Raw genomic sequence first — 16,491 nt, forward strand, 5'->3', positions numbered from 1 at the left:
GGCCGCCGGTGGCTACCGCGGGGTCACTTGCCGGCCGGGCCGACCTGGAGCGTCATCGAGGAGCCGTTGAGGGCCTCGGTGAGGATGCGGATCCGGGTGTTGGTGTCCGTGATCTTCACACCGCCGGTGGGGTTCGCCGGGTCGAAGTAGGTGTTCTTGTGGTCGTCGAACACCGGGACGCCCAGCTTGCCCTTGACGCGGGTGGCGACACCGTTGTTGTGGGCGGTGAAGCCGTCGGTCGGGTACCAGCTGAAGGTCGAGTCGTAGGCCTGGAAGCGGTTCTTCATCAGCGAACCGTCCGCCCACTTCTCGGCCTTGGGGTGGGCGTCGACGGGCAGGATGCGGCCGGTGCCCGGGTGGACGCCGACGTTGTTGTCCGCCTGCGAGGTGTCCCACTGCCAGATCAGCAGGCCGTTCTGGTACGGGTAGTGCTCGACCCAGCCCGGCTTGGTGTTCTTCCAGCCGAAGTTGTACGGGCCGACCTTGAGGGTGCGGTCGTACGACACGTACTGGCGGTTCTCGGCGATGTAGTACTGCGGGTAGTCCTTGCTGAAGGACGCGCCGATGCGCGAGAAGCCCTTCGACGTCCAGCCGTTGTCGCCGTTCTCGGCGCCGTCGGCGAAGACGTTCGCGCCGTCGGCGGTCAGGCTGATGGCGTCGGCGGTGAAGCCCTTGCCGGCGGTGCCGCCGTCGGTGGCGTAGCGGAAGCGCAGGTCGATCTTCTTGCCCGCGTAGGCGTCGAGCGGGAAGGACAGCTTCTTGTACGCGCCGGAGACCCCGGTCAGGGCCGGCTTGTCGCCACCGTCACGGGTGATCGTCTTGCCGTCGGCCGTGCCGTCGACGGGCGTCCAGTTGGCACCGCCGTCCGTGGACACCTCGGTGTAGAGGTAGTCGTAGTTCTCCTCGATGTCCCACCAGCCGGACAGGTCCAGGGTGGCCTTGGACTTGCCGGTGAGGTCCACCGGGCGGGAGAGGGTGTTCTTCAGGTCGTCGCCCTGGCCGCTCCACCACTGGGTGGCGCCCTCGGCGGGCTTCACCACGTCGGTGGTGACCTTCTTGTCGGGGAGGCCGACGACGAGCGCCTGCTTGTCCTTGGTGTTGTACTCGGCGACGCCCAGCTTGTGGGTCGACTTCGTCGCGGCCTTGGCCTTGTCGTAGTTGAGCCAGCCCAGCTGGAGCTTGTCCCAGGCGCTCATGTCGCCGGGCATGTCGCCGATGGTGTCCTTGCCCTCGCCGAGCCAGGAGCCCGAGGACATCAGGGACCAGTAGGCGACGGAGGACTCACCGGTGCCGGTGGTGTCGTACTCGTCGGGGAGGCCCAGGTCGTGGCCGTACTCGTGGGCGAAGACACCGAGGCCGCCGTTCTCGGGCTGCATGGTGTAGTCGCCGACCCAGATGCCGGTGTCGCCGATCTGGGTGCCGCCCGCCTTGTTGTCCGCGGGGCCGGTCTTGCCCGCGTCGGAGCCGTAGGCGTACCAACGGTGGGCCCAGATGGCGTCCTTGCCCTGCGCGCCGCCGCCCGCGGACTCGTCCTCGCCGGCGTGGACGATCTGGAAGTGGTCGATGTAACCGTCGGGCTCGTTGAAGTTGCCGTTGTGGTTGTAGTCGTTGCGGTCCCACTGGTCGTACTGGGCGAGGGTCGCCTTGATGTCGGCGTCGCTGCGACCGGCGGCCTTCTGGTCCTTGACCCACTGGTTGACGGCGTCGCGGATCAGGTCCCAGGCGCTGGGGCAGTTGGTGGAGCCGCAGTAGTTGGAACCGTAACGGGCCTCGTTCCACGGGACGCGGACCCAGTCGGTGACCTTGCCGTCGACCGAGTAACGGCCGGACGACTGCTTCTCGTAGTACTTCGCCAGGGACTCCTTGTCCTTGTCCTTCGAGAAGTACAGGTCCTGGAAGTACTGGCGGTTGTAGTCCTTCTGCCAGGCCGTGCTGTTGTCCTTCGCACGGTCCGGCTTGGCTATGGTGTTGTGCGCCGGGCCGGGCGTGCCGCCGTACTTCTTGACGGGCGGCTTGGGGCCGTCGGGCCCGTCCGGGTCGTACATGGTCGTGTCGTCGACCTTGTCGCCGAAGTCGACCAGGATCGTAAATATCTTGTCGGTCTTCTCACGGCCGAGCTCGACGTACTTGCCCTTGCCCAGCTGGACGACCTTGGAGGCGCCGCGCTGCTCCGGCTTGGCGTCACCGGCGACGACCTGCTCCACCGCCGCCTTGCGCTGGGCTTCCTGCTTCTTGCTGAACGGGCCCTTGAGGTCGTGCTCCACACCGGGCTTGACCTGCGCCGGGTCCTGGCGCTGGACATGGGTGGGGCCCTGGTCCGCGCTCGACGGGTTGGTCACGCCCGCCGCCTGCGCGACACCCGCCGCCAGGGTGCCCGTACCGAGCGCCGCGACCACGACGGCCGCCGCGGCGGATCGGACGACCCTCCGATGGCTGATCTTCACTTGTGAATGTCCTCCCCAGTAAGAACTGTGGAGGTATTTGACCTGAGTGACGCAAGAAAAGACAGATCTTGACCGTGGCGAGCAGAGCAAGTACGTTATCCGGCCTTTAAGTTGCGGATAACGGGCGTCAATGGGCGAGACCGGGCGCGCTCGACTCACTTGACGACATGCCAAACGCCCCCGTGCGCCCCTTTCGCTCCGGGCACCGTGGGTTAGGTCACGCTTACCGCCAGTTCCCCCAGGGCAGAGAGCACCGTAGAGTCGAAGTGCGGTACGTACCAACGGCACGTACCGCCAGACTCCGGCCCCCTATATCCCCCCGCATATCGATGCCTTGAGGACGGATACCGCCATGCCGCGTCCGACTCCTGCACAGATCGCCTACGGATCGGCCACCGTAGTCTTCTCCAGCGCCGCGCTCCTGCTACTGACCCCCACCGGGTCGACACTGATGCTCGGCGCACTGGCCCTTGCCGCGCTCGTCCTCGGCTGTGCCGTGGCCGTCACCGTCCCGGCCCGGTCCCGCCGGGAACGCCAAGCGGCGGGCGCCGCCGCCCGGTTGCCCGAGCAGCGCACGCCCGCGCACGCCGGTTCCGCCGTGGGGGAGCACTCACTCCACGGTTGAGACCACCACGGTCCTGGCCGCCTTGTCGTGGACGCACTGGTGGTACGGCTGGTCCCAGGTGCACCACAACACGTTCACCAGCCAGAAGACGAAGCCGCAGCACGGCACGATCTCGGGCAGGGAGTAGACCGCGGCACGCGTCCACCCCGGCCGCCCTTCCGGGATCGCGCCGTTCTCCAGCATCGCGACCCGGATCTTCATCAGCATCTTGCCCACCGTCTGACCACGCGTGGTCAGCATCAGGCCCTCGTACACGAAGTAGACGACCGCGATGATGATGGACAGGCTGGTGGACCGCGCCTGGTCGTTCCAGGGGTCGAAGTTCCGCGTCGAGAGCGAGAAGATCACGCTGATCGGGATGCTCACGATCAGCCCGTCGACGATGCGGGCGACGAGCCGCTTGAAGCGGTTCGCGAGCGGGGGCATGCCGGCGAGCGGATCGGGCGCGCCGTACGGGCTGCCGCCCGGGGGGCCGCCGTACGGGCCGCCACCCAGGCCTCCGTACGGTCCGCCACCGGGATACGGGCCGCCCGGGGGCGGACCGGGGTACGGCCCCGGGCCTCCGGGGGGCGGTTCCTGCGGCGAGGGCGGCGGCTGATCGGTGCTCATGGCCCGAGTAGAACCCAGGGGTCGGGCGACTGCATCCGCCACTGTGCCGTTCGGGGGGGAGCTTTGCCCCTGTCCCGCCCTTTCACCGTCTCCCGAGGGCTCCGCCCCCGGACCACCGGTCCTCAAACGCCGGACGGGCTGATCTCAGCCCGTCCGGCGGGGTTGGGGCCTACTCCCCCGCCGACGCCACAAACGTGCGCGCCACCTTGTCATGCCAGCACTGCCGCCACGGCCGGTCGAAGAGGCACCACGCCACGTTCAGCAATCCGACGGCCACCACGCCGAGCCCCCCGTACACCAGCCACCGCCGCACCGCCGCCCCCGTCGACGCCGTGTCGTGCGACTCGATGTCCAGCACCCGCACCCCGAACAGCTTCTTGCCCAGCGTGCGTCCCCACTTCGCGGTGGGCAGCGCTTCGTACAGCAGCCCGGCGACCAGCAGCACGCCCAGCACGATCGCCAGGTACGTGCCCGTCGTGCCGTCGAGGAGCCAGACCGTCACCGTCCGGCCGGTCTGCCGCGCCTGCTCCACCTTCCCGTCGATGTGCTCGACGGACTTCGCCCACAGCGGCACCGCGACAGCGCTGACCACTCCGCCCAGTACGGCGGAGTCCAGCAGCCGGGCGGCGAGCCTGCGGCCGAGGGCTGCGGGGCGGCCCTGCGCCTGGGCCGCGCGCAGGAACGGGTCGTCCTTGGGCGGCTTCCGCCACGCCGCGGCCGGCCCGTTCGGCTCGGCGACCGCACCGCCGGGCACGGCCTGCGGCCCCTGCTGGGCGAGCTGGTGCACCTGCTGGGCCCAGCCCACCGGCTGCTGCCGCTCCACGGGAACGGGCGCGGACTCCGGGCGCCGGGCGGGCAGGGCGGACCCCTGGGACCCGGCCGGGGCGACCGGGACCGGAGCCACGGGGGCCACCGGAGCGACCTCCCTGGCGCGCTGGGCGGGCCACGCCTGACGGGCGACCGGCGCGTCCGCCGGCAGCGGCGCGGGCGCCCCGCCGGGCGCCGCTCCATGGGGCTTGGGCCGCAGGTCCAAGGTGCCCTGGCCGGCTACGGGACGCTGCGGGGCCACCGGCTCCACCGCCGGCAGCTCGGGCAGCCGCGGGTCACGCGCCTGGGGCAGCGCGGCGGGACCGGAAGCGGCGACAGCGGCGCCACCGCCCCAGGAGACCCGCTGGTCCTGGCGGCCGTCCGCCTGCGCCTGCCATGCCCCACCGCCCACCGGCCCGGGCTCCGGCTCCTCGTCCAGGAACACCGGCCCCGTCTCGTCCGCCGGCCGCCCCGCCACCGCCCGCTGCGCGACCGGCTCGGCGGACGCTGCGGACACAGGCGAAACAGGCGAAACAGGCGTCATGGGCGTCATGGGCGGGACCGGCGCGGGAGGCCGCGCGGCGGCCGCCGACGGCGGCGGCGCGGGCATCGGCTCGCCCGCGGCGGGCGCCGGCCGGCTCGTACCGGGCACCCAGGCGGCACCGCTCCAGTAACGGATGTAGCCCGGAATTGACGGGTCCGGATAAAAGCCCTGAGGGGGGCTGCCGTCGGCGGATCCCGAGATAGGTGCGCTCATGGTCTCCGGTGTCCCGTATCTGCTCGGCCGTACGTAAGGGGTGGTCACCAGGTCTACCAGAACGCCCCTTCCTCTGTGACCGCCACGGGGCCGGTCCACTCACACGTGCGACCGAGGCATGGCCGCGCCGCCCGGCACGAAAATCTTGAAACTGTTCGCCGAAACCGCGTAATGAAACCCGTCCGGCGCACTCTCTCCGCCCGTAACCGATCCCGAGCAGAGAGGGGTGCGCCCATGCACACCGAGGTGGTACGAGACCTGGAGACCGACCTGGTGCTGTCGCCGGAACACAGTGTTCCGGTGCCGGCCCGGCTGACCTACCGGACGGAGGACCCCTACGCCGTCCAGCTCAGCTTCCACGTCACCTCGCCACGCCCCGTGACCTGGACCTTCTCCAGGGATCTACTGATCGAGGGGGTGTTCCGGACAGCCGGTGAGGGTGATGTGCGGATCTTCCCCGGCAAGGTCGGCGGACGGTCCGTGGTCTGTCTGGCGCTGTCCTCGCCGGAGGGCCGGGCTCTGGTGTCGGTGCCGGTGAAGGAGGTGTCGGGCTGGCTGGAGCGGACGTTGCGGCTCGTGGCACCGGGCCTGGAGGGCGAGTGGCTGGCCCTCGACGAGGCCCTGGAGGAGCTGCGGACGTCCGGTGCGTAGGACGGAAGGCACCGTTCGGGGAGGGCAGGGCGCGGGCGGGCTACCCGATGGAGTGACCGCCGCGCCGGCCCCCGGGCCCATGAGGTCACGCCGGCGGGTCGAGGACCTTGCCGGGGTTGAGCAGCCCGAGCGGGTCGAAGACGGCCTTGATGCCGTGCTGGAGCTCCATCGCCACCGGCCCGGCCTCCCTGGCCAGCCAGTCCTTCTTCAGCAGGCCCACTCCGTGCTCGCCGGTGATGGTGCCGCCCAGCTCCAGCCCCAGGGCCATGATGGCGTCGAAGGAGGCCCGGGCGCGGCGTGTCTCGTCGGGGTCGGCGGGGTCGAAGCAGACGACGGGGTGGGTGTTGCCGTCGCCCGCGTGGGCGACGACGCCGATGGTCAGGCCGTGTTCGCGGGCGATGGCGGTGGTGCCGTCCAGCATCTCGGCGAGCCGGGAGCGCGGTACGCACACGTCGTCGATCATCGTGGCGGGACGCAGCCGCTCGAGCGCGGGCAGGGACATCCGGCGGGCCTGCAGCAGCAGTTCGGACTCGGCGGCGTCCTCGGCGGGGACGGCCTCGGTGGCCCCGGCGGCGCGGCACAGCCCGGCGACGGCGGCCAGGTCCGCGGCGGGGTCGGGGGTGTCGAAGGCGGCGAGCAGCAGGGCCTCGGTGGTCTCCGGGAGGCCCATGCGGGCCATGGAGTTGACGGCCCGTACGGTCGTGCCGTCCATCAGCTCCAGCAGGGACGGCGCGTGTCCGCGCGCCATGATGTTCCGTACGGCCTCGCAGGCCGCGGCGACGGAGGGGAACTCGGCGGCGAGCGCCAGTTGCGCGGGCGGCGCGGGCTTGAGCGCCAGGACGGCCCGTACGACGATGCCGAGGCTGCCCTCGGAGCCGACGAAGAGACGGGTGAGGTCGTAGCCGGCGACGCCCTTGGCGGTGCGCCGGCCGGTGGTGAGCAGCCGTCCGTCGGCGAGGACGACGTCCAGGCCGAGGACGTATTCGGCGGTGACGCCGTACTTCACGCAGCACAGCCCGCCGGAGGCGGTGCCGATGTTGCCGCCGATGGTGCACTGTTCCCAGCTGGAGGGGTCCGGCGGGTAGTACAGGCCGTGTTCGGCGACGGCGCGGGAGAGGGTGGCGTTCACGACGCCGGGTTCGACGACGGCGATCCGGTCGACCGGGTCGATCTCCAGGACGCGGTCCATCTTGACGAGCGAGAGGACGACGCAGCCGTCGGTGGCGTTGGCCGCGCCGGACAGTCCCGTGCGGGCGCCCTGTGGAACGACGGGGACCCGGAGAGCGGTCGCGGTGCGCATGACGTGCTGGACCTGCTCGACGGTGCGTGGCAGGACGACCACGGCGGGCGTCCCGGCGGCGCAGAAGCTCGCCATGTCGTTGGCGTAGGACGTCACCACGTCCGGGTCGGTGATGACCGCCTCGGTGGGCAGCGCTTCGCTCAGGAGCTCGATCAGATCGCCCATGCCCCCACCCTGCCACCGTGCGGTGGCAGGGGGAAGATCGCCGCTGCGGTCCGGATCGCTCCGGTGGCGCTCGGAGATGACGCTCAGAGATTGCCGCGCTTCTCCTGCTCGCGCTCGATCGCCTCGAAGAGGGCCTTGAAGTTGCCCTTGCCGAAGCCCATGGAGCCGTGCCGCTCGATCATCTCGAAGAAGACCGTGGGGCGGTCCTGGACCGGCTTGGTGAAGATCTGGAGCAGATAGCCGTCCTCGTCGCGGTCGGCGAGGATCTTCAGCTCGCGGAGGGTGTCGATGGGCACCCGGGTCTCGCCGACCCACTCGCCGAGGGTGTCGTAATAGGAGTCGGGGGTGTCCAGGAACTGGACGCCCGCCTCCCGCATGGCCCGTACGGTGGCGACGATGTCGTTGGTGGCCAGCGCGATGTGCTGGACGCCGGGGCCGTTGTAGAACTCCAGGTACTCGTCGATCTGGGACTTCTTCTTGGCGATGGCCGGCTCGTTGAGCGGGAACTTCACCTTGCGGGTGCCGTCCGCGACGACCTTCGACATGAGCGCGGAGTACTCGGTGGCGATGTCGTCGCCCACGAACTCCTTCATGTTGGTGAAGCCCATGACGTTGTTGTAGAAGCTCACCCACTGGTCCATCTTGCCGAGCTCGACGTTGCCCACACAGTGGTCGATGGCCTGGAAGCGGCGGGGGGCGGGTTCGACGACGGGCTCGGCGGCGACGTAGCCGGGCAGGTACGGGCCGGTGTAGGCGGAGCGGTCGACGAGCGTGTGGCGCGTCTTGCCGTAGGTGGCGATGGCGGCGAGGACGACGGTGCCGTGCTCGTCCTTGAGCTCGTACGGCTCCTGGAGCCCGGTGGCGCCGTGCTCGATGGCGTAGGCGTAGGCCGCCCGCGCGTCGGGCACCTCGATGGCGAGGTCCACGACACCGTCGCCGTGCTCGGCGACGTGGTCGGCGAGGAAACGGCCGTGCTCGGTGCTCGCCTTGATCACGGTGGTGAAGACGAACCGGGCGCTGCCGGACTCCAGGACGTAGGCGGCGGTCTCGCGGTTGCCGTTCTCCGGTCCGGAGTAGGCGACTCGCTTCATACCGAAGGCGGTGGAGTAGTAGTGGGCGGCCTGCTTGGCGTTGCCGACGGCGAAGACGACCGCGTCCATCCCCTTGACCGGGAAGGGGTCTGCCTGCCGTGCGGTGTGCGGGGTGTGATCCGTGGTCTGAGTCATGGGCGAAGAGTCTCTCCGAACCACAAGGTGCGCAATAGTTTGCGATTTCACTGGGCATTATGCATAGAGGAGGTCGAGAAGCCCCGGACGTTCTGTGCATGATGACCACGAAGGGAGCAACAGGGTGATCGATCGTTTGGACGGGCGGCTGATCGAGCTGCTCGCGGGGGAGCCGCGGATCGGGGTGCTGGAGGCCTCGCGGCGGCTGGGCGTGGCGCGCGGCACGGTGCAGGCACGGCTGGACCGGCTCCAGTCGCAGGGGGTGATCAGGGGCTTCGGCCCGGACGTGGACCCGGCGGCGCTGGGCTATCCGGTGACGGCGTTCGCGACACTGGAGATCAAGCAGGGGCAGGGCGCGGACATCCGGACGCATCTGGCGTCGGTCCCCGAGGTGCTGGAGCTCCACACCACGACCGGGCACGGGGACATGCTGTGCCGGCTGGTGGCCCGGTCGAACGCGGACCTCCAGCGGGTGATCGACCGGGTGGTGGGCTTCGAGGGGATCGTCCGGGCGTCCACGGCGATCGTCATGGAGAACCCGGTGCCGCTGAGGATCATCCCGCTGGTGCAGCAGGCGTCGGAGGACTGACCGCGCGGCTTTTCGCCTTACGCCGGGCAGGAGGGCACGCTGCCCCCGTCCTTCAGCGCCTTCAGGGAGGTGACGGCGTCGGTCAGCGTGGTGACCGGGATCAGCCGCATGCCCTTGGGCAGCTCGGCCCCCGCGTCGGAGCACTCGTCCTTCGGCACCAGGAAGACGGTGGCGCCGTCGCGCCCGGCGGCCTGGGTCTTGAGGGAGACGCCGCCGACCGCTCCGACGGTGCCGTCCGGGGTGATGGTGCCGGTGCCCGCGATGGACCGCCCGCCCGTCAGGTCACCGCCCCGGCCGTCCCCGTCGATCTTGTCGATGATGCCCAGGGTGAAGAGCAGCCCGGCGCTCGGCCCGCCGACGTCGGCGAGGCTCAGCTCCACCTTCACGTCCTTGGGCGAACGGTGGAGATAGCGCAGGGCGGCCTCGGCCGCCGCGTCCTGGGACTTCTTCATCTCCGCGACGTTGTGCTGCTCGATCTCCTGGTCGGACTGTCCCGCGGGGTAGACCGCGTCGCGCGGCATCACGGCCCGGTCCGTACGGAACCAGCTGTCGACCACGTCCCCCAGACCGATCTCGGTGTCCGGCCCGGTGGCCTCGATGGTGGTCATGCGCAGCTGCCCACTCGTGCCGCGGGTCGCGACACCGGAGATCGTGATGACGGGCTTGTCCTTGTGCAGCCCGAGGACGTTCGCGGTCGTGGAACCCGGCTGGGCGATGACGAACGGCAGGGGGACGAGCGCGGCCACGGCGATCAGGGCGACGACGGGTGCGGCGCAGACGGCGAGGACGCGGGTCCGGGTGGGGGCTGGCATGCTGCGAATCTAATTCACGGGTGGGGTGTGCGCGGCATCCGGGGCGGCGCGGCTCGCCATGGTGGGGGTCGGGGGCGGGGCGGGGGTCGGGAGCGGGGCGGGGCGGACGGGCCCTTACGGGGCTGAGCTCTTCGCGGTGCCTGCCATCACATGACGCGAGCCCCGCACGGGCTCCAGCGGCGAAGAGCTCTTTACGCCCCTGCCAGGGCCCATCCACCCCGCCCCACCCCCTCACGCCGGTGGGCTACCGCAGCGCGTCGGCCACCTCCTTCGCGGCCTCCATCACCCGCGGCCCGACCCTCGCGGGCACGGAGTCGGCGAGCATCACCACTCCCACGCTCCCCTCCAGCCCGGACACCCCGAGCAGCGGCGCCGCCGCCCCGCTCGCCCCGGCCTCCAACTCGCCATGGGTGAGCGCGTACCCGGGATTGTCGACCTCGCCGCGGCGGGCGGCGAGGATGGCCCGTCCGGCCGCGCCGCGGTCCAGGGGGTGGCGGAATCCGGCGCGGTAGGCGACGTGGTAGTCGGTCCAGGTCGGCTCGACGACGGCGACCGCGAGCGCCTCGGCGCCGTCGACGAGGGTGAGATGGGCGGTGGCTCCCAGATCCTCGGCGAGCGAGCGCAGGGCGGGCAGGGCCGCTTCCCGCACGAGCGGGTGCACCTGCCGCCCGAGCCTCAGCACCCCGAGGCCCACCCTCGCCCGGCCGCCTATGTCCCGGCGGACGAGCGCGTGCTGCTCCAGGGTGGCCAGGAGCCGGTAGACGACGGTCCGGTTGACGCCGAGCTTGGTGGACAGCTCGGTGACGGTCAGTCCGTGGTCGGTGTCGGCGAGCAGTTTGAGGACCTTCAGTCCCCTGTCGAGCGTCTGCGAAGTCTCCGCGGTCACGACGCCCCTCCTCCGATGAGTGGCGGCTCCCTTCGCGGTGGGGTCGCGGCGCCGGTCCCGTTCCGGCAGCGCGCGAGGAGAGGCCGCCGGCGGCTTGTCGTATGGTCCGGCTGCGCTCCGCGGCGGCGCTGCCACGGGGCGTGTGCGTGACCGGCACGGTAGCGCCGCCGGTCCGCTCAGCGGAAGAGTCTGCCCACAATCCGGGCACCACACAGGGGAATTGCGCAATCCGCTTTGTGGACAGGGCAATCCAGGGGGGCTATTGGCATTGCGGGGCTTTAGTGTGATCGCCATGCAGATTTCCCGAATAGCCACGATCGTGGCGGCCGGTGTCATCACCCCGGCCCTCTTCCTGGCCACACCCGCCGTCGCGGAGGAGTTGCCGGCCACGGCGGGACAGACGACCGGGCAGACGACGGTCGAGCAGCCGGGCACGAACCCGGCGCCGAAGGCCGACATCGCCGACAAGGGCGGTACCACAGAGTTCCGCAACCCGGTGAAGGTGGAGGGGCTCAAGCCCCTCCAGGCGGGCAGTGGCAAGTGGCTGGTGTTCGACATGTCGTTCGACAACAAGAGCGACAAGGACGCGGCCTTCGTGCCTTACGTCAGCTACATCCCCGAGAAGCCCGATATGAATAAGGCCGAAGACTACGCACTGGAGCTGGAGTACCGGACGGGCTCGAACGGCGAGTGGCTGTCGACGCGCAACAGCCTGAAGCCGACCCACAGCGTGGACGGGACTTCCTTCAGCATCAACGGCCTTCTCGGCAAGGACGACAAGCCCTTGATGGTGGAGAAGGGCTCGAAGGCGTCGTTCGAGCTGCGGCTGCGCTTCGGCAAGCAGACCCCGGCCCACGACGCCTATTTCCGCGTGACGGACAGGACGCTGGACTCGCCCAAGACGCCCGCTTGGTCCCAGCAGAAGTTCTCTGTGAAGGCCGCCAAGGTCACCCCGGAGCCGAGCAAGAGCGCGACCACCTCCGCTTCTCCGAGCGCGACCGAGTCCGGTAAGGCGACCGCCAGCCCCAAGCCCTCCACGAGCGCCAGCGCGAGCGCCTCCGCCTCGGCGAGCCCGAGCGCCTCGTCCTCGTCCTCCGCCGCAGGCGCGGCCTCCGGTTCCGGCTCGGGCTCGTACTCCGGCGGCACCTCCGCCACCGGCAGTCGCACCGAGCTCGCCGCGACCGGCTCCGACCCGGCCACCCCGTGGATCGCCGCGGGCGGCGCCGTGGCGATCGTCGCGGGCGCCGGCCTGGTCGTCGCGACCCGCCGCCGCGCGGGCGCGCGCGGCTGACCGTACGCGCCGACGCGCCGGGCAGGCCGGGCCACCCGGCCCGCCCGGCGCAACCGTCACCGGAAGACCAGCGTCAGCGAAGCCGCGTAGCCCACTCCCGCACCTTGGTGATGCGCTCCGTGAGCTGCCCCGCCGTGGCCTCCGCGCTCGGCGGGCCGCCGCACACGCGGCGCAGTTCCGTGTGGATCACACCGTGCGGCTTGCCGCTCTGGTGGACGTACGCACCCACGAGCGTGTTGAGCTGCTTGCGGAGCTCCAGGAGCTCCTTGTGCGTGACGACCGGCCGCCGCTCGGCGGGGATTTCGAGCAGGTCCGCCTGCTCGTCCGGCTTCCGGCGGCTGTGCGCGATCTGCCGGGCCTGACGCTTCTGGAGCAGCAGTTGCACCTGCTCCGGCTCCAGCAGTCCGGGGATGCCGAGGTAGTCCTGCTCCTCCTCGCTGCCGGGGTGGGCCTGCATGCCGAACTCGGCACCGTCGTAGAGCACGCGGTCGAAGACCGCGTCGGACTCCAGCGCCTCGAAGGGCAGCTGGTCCTGCTCGCCGGTGTCCTCGTCCTGCTCCTTGTTCGCCTCGTCCATCTCCTTCTCGGACTCGGCGTAGGGGTCCTCCTCGCCCTCCTTCTTGGGCTTGTCGAGGACGTGGTCGCGCTCGACCTCCATCTCGTTGGCGAAGGTCAGCAGCGTCGGGATGGTCGGGACGAAGACGGACGCTGTCTCGCCGCGCCGGCGCGACCGCACGAAGCGGCCGACGGCCTGGGCGAAGAACAGCGGCGTGGAGATCGTCGTGGCATACACGCCGACCGCCAGGCGGGGCACGTCCACGCCCTCCGACACCATGCGGACGGCGACCATCCAGCGGTCCTCGGACGCCGAGAAGTCGTCGATGCGCTGGGAGGCTCCGCTGTCGTCGGACAGCACGAGCGTCGCGCCCTCGCCGGTGATCTCGCGGATCAGCTTGGCGTAGGCGCGCGCCGACTCCTGGTCGGAGGCGATCACCAGCGCGCCCGCGTCGGGGATGGACTTGCGGACCTCGGTCAGCCGCCGGTCGGCGGCGCGCAGCACGTTCGGCATCCAGTCGCCGCGCGGGTCCAGGGCGGTGCGCCAGGCCTGCGAGACCGCGTCCTTGGTCATGGGCTCGCCGAGCCGGGCCGCCAGCTCGTCGCCCGCCTTGGTGCGCCAGCGCATGTTGCCGCTGTAGGAGAGGAAGATCACCGGGCGGACGACGCCGTCGCCGAGCGCGTTGCCGTAGCCGTAGGTGTAGTCGGCGGAGGAGCGGCGGATGCCGTCGTTGCCCTCTTCGTAGGTGACGAAGGGGATGGGGTTGGTGTCGGACCTGAAGGGCGTGCCGGTGAGGCAGAGGCGGCGGGTGGCCGGCTCGAAGGCCTCCAGGCAGGCGTCGCCCCAGGAGCGGGAGTCACCGGCGTGGTGGATCTCGTCGAGGATGACGAGCGTCTTGCGCTGCTCGGAGCGGTTGCGGTGCAGCATGGGGCGGACGCCCACACCGGCGTAGGTGACGGCGACGCCGTGGTACTCGCGGCCCAGCGGACCGGCGCTGTACTCGGGATCGAGCTTGATGCCTATCCGGGCGGCGGCCTCGGCCCACTGTTTCTTCAGGTGTTCGGTCGGCGCGACGACGGTCACCTGCTGGACGACGTGGTGGTGCAGCAGCCACGAGGCCAGGGTCAGGGCGAAGGTGGTCTTTCCGGCGCCCGGGGTGGCGACGGCGAGGAAGTCGCGGGGCTGCGTCTGGATGTACCTCTCCATGGCGCCCTGCTGCCAGGCGCGCAGCTTGTTGGCGGTACCCCAGGGCGCCCGGCCGGGGAAGGCGGGTGAGAGATGGTGATTCGCGGTGGTGGTAGTCACGGTCTCCGTCGGCGGGGTCGGCGGTCGGCAACCGCGCAAGCCTACCCGCGTCGACGGGTCGGGCCGGGGGTCACGGGCCGGGTCCACCCGGGGGTGGGACGGACGTCACAGACGGGCTGATCTTCAGCCCGTCCGGCCTTCGAGGGGATCGGCCGCCGCAGGGCCTACCCCCGCGCCTTCAGCCGCGTCGTCACCCACGCCCCCGCCAGCGCCGCCACCGCGGAGAGCGCGAAGACCGCGACGAACGCCCCCGCCGGCGCGGCCGTACCGTGCGCGGACACGGACGAGGACTCCCCGCCGGCTGTGGCGAAGAGCACCCCCGCCAGCCCCACCAGCACCACGCTCCCCAGTGCGTCCGACACCTGGAGCGAGGACGCGTTCGTGCCCTCCTCCCCCGGCCGCGACAGCCGGAGCGTGAGCACGCCCACGCTGGAGATCGTCAGCCCCATCCCGTATCCGACGAGGAGCCAGCAGACGGCCACCAGCCACACCGGCACCGCGTCGATCAGCACCAGCGGCACCACCGCCACGGCGAGCGCCTGGACCGCCATGCCCAGGCCCATCAGCCGCTCGCGGTGGGGTTCCAGGCGGGCGCGGCTCAGGGTGTACGAGCCGAGGGCCCAGGTCAGCCCGCCGCCGGTGAGCGACAGCCCGGCGAGCGTGGCCGACAGCCCGCGCTCGGTGACGAGCATCAGCGGGACGAAGGTCTCGGCGGCCAGGAAGGAGCCCTGCGCGAGGCCGCGCAGCAGCACGACGGAGGGCAGCCCGCGCCCGGCCAGGAAGGTACGGGTGGGCAGCAGCCGGCGTACGCACGGCACGAGGAGGGCGAGCCCGGCGACCGCGGGGAGGAGGGAGAACGGGCGGAGGTCCTGCCCGGCGTACTGGAGCAGTCCGGCCCCGGCTGCGACGCCGAGCGCGAGGAGGATCCGGCGCCGGTTCATCGTGTCCGCGTTCTTCCCCGGCGGCAGCGCGCGCAGCGCGGGGAGCATCACGGCGAGCGGCAGCAGTATCAGCACGGGGATGGCCAGGAACACCCAGCGCCAGCCGAGCGTCTCGGTCACCGTTCCCGCCACCAGCGGCCCCACGATCACGGGGACCACCCAGGCGGCGGAGAAGGACGCGATCACGGCGGGCCGCAGCCGTTCCGGGTAGGCCCGCCCCACGACCACGTACAGGGCGACGATCACGAGCCCGGAGCCGATGCCCTGCATGCCGCGCGCGGCCACGAACATCCACATCTCCTGCGCCGCGCCCGCGCCCACCAGCCCGGCGCCGAAGGCGGCGATGCCGGTGAAGAGGGGCACGAGGGGGCCGGCGCGGTCGCACCACTCCCCCGACAGCGCCATCGCGAACAGGCTCGCGGTGAAGAAGGCGGAGAAGGCGAAGGCGTACAGCCCGATGCCGTCAAGCGCGCGGGCCGCGACGGGCATCGCCGTATTCACGGCGCTGGCCTCGAAGGCGATCAGTGAGACGACGGAGACGATGCCGAGGGTGAGGGCGCGGTAGCGGCGTCCGAGAACGCCTTCCACCGTGTCCGTCGCGGCCTGGGTGGCGGATATGGAATCGGCGGAGGTCATGGCCTTCAGAGTAAGTGGCGAAAGCCGGTTTGACCCCTGTCGTGCGGAGGAGATCGACTCGGCCTTGAGGCCTAGTCGCACGGTCGGTCGGGACTCGGCCACGAGTCGGACACGGGTCCGTCGTGATTCGGTCGCAGTTTGATCATGGCCATGCAAATGGTCGACTTTCCGCCATGTTCATGCCCATAGGCTTCCGGCCGGTTCACACGTTCAACCAGTTCGACCAGTTCAACCAGTTCGACCCGGCGATCGGCGCCGGGCAGCACCAGGGGGATCCCTATGTCCATTCGGCATGTCGTCGCGGCCGCGCTGGTCGTCTCCGGCGCACTCGCACTCACCGCCTGCGGCCCCACCGACGACGGCGGGAAGAACGACGACAAGGGCTCGGCGGCCGGTGCGGCCCCGTCACAGAAGCCCACCGACGGCAAGGGCAAGGACAAAAGCGGTTACAAGGACCCGTGCGCGCCGCTGCCCAAGGGCCACAAGCTCATCAAGGTGACCGGCGTCGAAGGCGCGATGAACAACATCGTCGCGCAGGACGCCAAGGTGTCCTGCAACACGAAGATGGACGAAGGCGCCTTCTACCGTGCCGAGGGCGCGACGAACACGTACGCCTTCGACAACGAGAACGCGAAGGTGACCGTCCTCGGCCAGAACGGCCCCGAGGTCCGCCCGGCGCGGCCGACCGACAAGGTCCTCTCCGGGATCGGCCACGTCAAGGAGTGCGCGGACCCGAACCACCAGCAGTACGACAACCAGAGCAAGGCCGACCACAAGGAGTGGTGCACCGGCCAGAACTACTACAACGTGACGCTCGGCCCGGGCAACAAGATCACCGAGATGGTCGAGGTCTCCGGCTCGTGACGCGGCGTGGGGCCCGGCACCGACCGG

At 70.8% G+C, this 16,491-nt stretch carries 14 protein-coding genes; 5 read left to right on the plus strand and 9 right to left on the minus strand.

The window, feature by feature from the left end; translation table 11 throughout:
- Window positions 1-23 precede the first annotated feature (23 nt).
- Window positions 24-2,444, minus strand: coding sequence for an immune inhibitor A domain-containing protein (locus AB0E98_RS29320; RefSeq protein WP_361708377.1), 2,421 nt, complete (start codon window positions 2,442-2,444; stop codon window positions 24-26).
- Between the two features lie 352 nt (window positions 2,445-2,796).
- Between AB0E98_RS29320 and AB0E98_RS29325 the strand changes: the two genes are divergently transcribed.
- Window positions 2,797-3,069 (plus strand): hypothetical protein, encoded by a 273-nt coding sequence (locus AB0E98_RS29325; RefSeq protein WP_361708379.1) that lies wholly within the window; start codon window positions 2,797-2,799, stop codon window positions 3,067-3,069.
- Here the strand turns inward: AB0E98_RS29325 and AB0E98_RS29330 are convergent.
- Window positions 3,055-3,678, minus strand: a complete 624-nt coding sequence (locus AB0E98_RS29330) for an RDD family protein (RefSeq protein ID WP_361708382.1) — start codon at window positions 3,676-3,678, stop codon at window positions 3,055-3,057. The genes AB0E98_RS29325 and AB0E98_RS29330 overlap by 15 nt on opposite strands.
- Window positions 3,679-3,847: 169 nt before the next feature.
- Entirely contained in the window at window positions 3,848-5,242 is a 1,395-nt protein-coding gene (locus AB0E98_RS29335; protein ID WP_361708385.1) for an RDD family protein, read from the minus strand.
- A gap of 234 nt (window positions 5,243-5,476) precedes the next feature.
- On the opposite strand from AB0E98_RS29335, the gene AB0E98_RS29340 reads away from it, so the two are divergent.
- Window positions 5,477-5,893 (plus strand): SsgA family sporulation/cell division regulator, encoded by a 417-nt coding sequence (locus tag AB0E98_RS29340; protein ID WP_361708388.1) that lies wholly within the window; start codon window positions 5,477-5,479, stop codon window positions 5,891-5,893.
- 85 nt (window positions 5,894-5,978) lie between these two features.
- Here the strand turns inward: AB0E98_RS29340 and AB0E98_RS29345 are convergent, their stop codons facing one another.
- Window positions 5,979-7,358, minus strand: a complete 1,380-nt coding sequence (locus AB0E98_RS29345; RefSeq protein WP_361708390.1) for an FAD-linked oxidase C-terminal domain-containing protein — start codon at window positions 7,356-7,358, stop codon at window positions 5,979-5,981.
- A gap of 83 nt (window positions 7,359-7,441) precedes the next feature.
- On the minus strand, window positions 7,442-8,584 hold the full coding sequence (hppD, locus tag AB0E98_RS29350; RefSeq protein ID WP_361708393.1) for a 4-hydroxyphenylpyruvate dioxygenase: 1,143 nt from the start codon (window positions 8,582-8,584) through the stop codon (window positions 7,442-7,444).
- Window positions 8,585-8,708: 124 nt separating this feature from the next.
- Here hppD and AB0E98_RS29355 point away from each other — a divergent pair, with 124 nt between their 5' ends.
- Window positions 8,709-9,173, plus strand: coding sequence for an Lrp/AsnC family transcriptional regulator (locus AB0E98_RS29355; RefSeq protein WP_311611375.1), 465 nt, complete (start codon window positions 8,709-8,711; stop codon window positions 9,171-9,173).
- Window positions 9,174-9,190: 17 nt separating this feature from the next.
- On the opposite strand, the gene AB0E98_RS29360 is transcribed toward AB0E98_RS29355, so the two are convergent.
- The gene (locus AB0E98_RS29360; protein WP_361708395.1) at window positions 9,191-9,985 is read right to left on the minus strand and encodes a S16 family serine protease; all 795 of its coding nucleotides are present in this window, start codon (window positions 9,983-9,985) and stop codon (window positions 9,191-9,193) included.
- Between the two features lie 244 nt (window positions 9,986-10,229).
- The gene (locus AB0E98_RS29365; protein ID WP_361708397.1) at window positions 10,230-10,871 is read right to left on the minus strand and encodes a helix-turn-helix domain-containing protein; all 642 of its coding nucleotides are present in this window, start codon (window positions 10,869-10,871) and stop codon (window positions 10,230-10,232) included.
- Window positions 10,872-11,163: 292 nt separating this feature from the next.
- On the opposite strand from AB0E98_RS29365, the gene AB0E98_RS29370 reads away from it, so the two are divergent.
- Window positions 11,164-12,162: an LAETG motif-containing sortase-dependent surface protein gene (locus AB0E98_RS29370; RefSeq protein WP_361708400.1), complete on the plus strand. Its 999-nt coding sequence runs from the start codon at window positions 11,164-11,166 to the stop codon at window positions 12,160-12,162.
- A 73-nt stretch (window positions 12,163-12,235) separates the two neighbouring features.
- On the opposite strand, the gene AB0E98_RS29375 is transcribed toward AB0E98_RS29370, so the two are convergent.
- Together AB0E98_RS29375 and AB0E98_RS29380 are read right to left on the minus strand one after the other, a co-directional pair.
- Entirely contained in the window at window positions 12,236-14,023 is a 1,788-nt protein-coding gene (locus tag AB0E98_RS29375; protein WP_361708403.1) for a DEAD/DEAH box helicase, read from the minus strand.
- A gap of 164 nt (window positions 14,024-14,187) precedes the next feature.
- Entirely contained in the window at window positions 14,188-15,600 is a 1,413-nt protein-coding gene (locus AB0E98_RS29380; RefSeq protein WP_361708405.1) for an MFS transporter, read from the minus strand.
- 279 nt (window positions 15,601-15,879) lie between these two features.
- On the opposite strand from AB0E98_RS29380, the gene AB0E98_RS29385 reads away from it, so the two are divergent.
- A complete protein-coding gene (locus AB0E98_RS29385; RefSeq protein WP_361708408.1) occupies window positions 15,880-16,464 on the plus strand; it encodes a hypothetical protein in 585 nt (194 codons plus the stop codon).
- Window positions 16,465-16,491 lie beyond the last annotated feature (27 nt).

The sequence above is a fragment of the Streptomyces sp. NPDC037389 genome (genome assembly GCF_040636475.1).
GTDB lineage: Bacteria > Actinomycetota > Actinomycetes > Streptomycetales > Streptomycetaceae > Streptomyces > Streptomyces hesseae.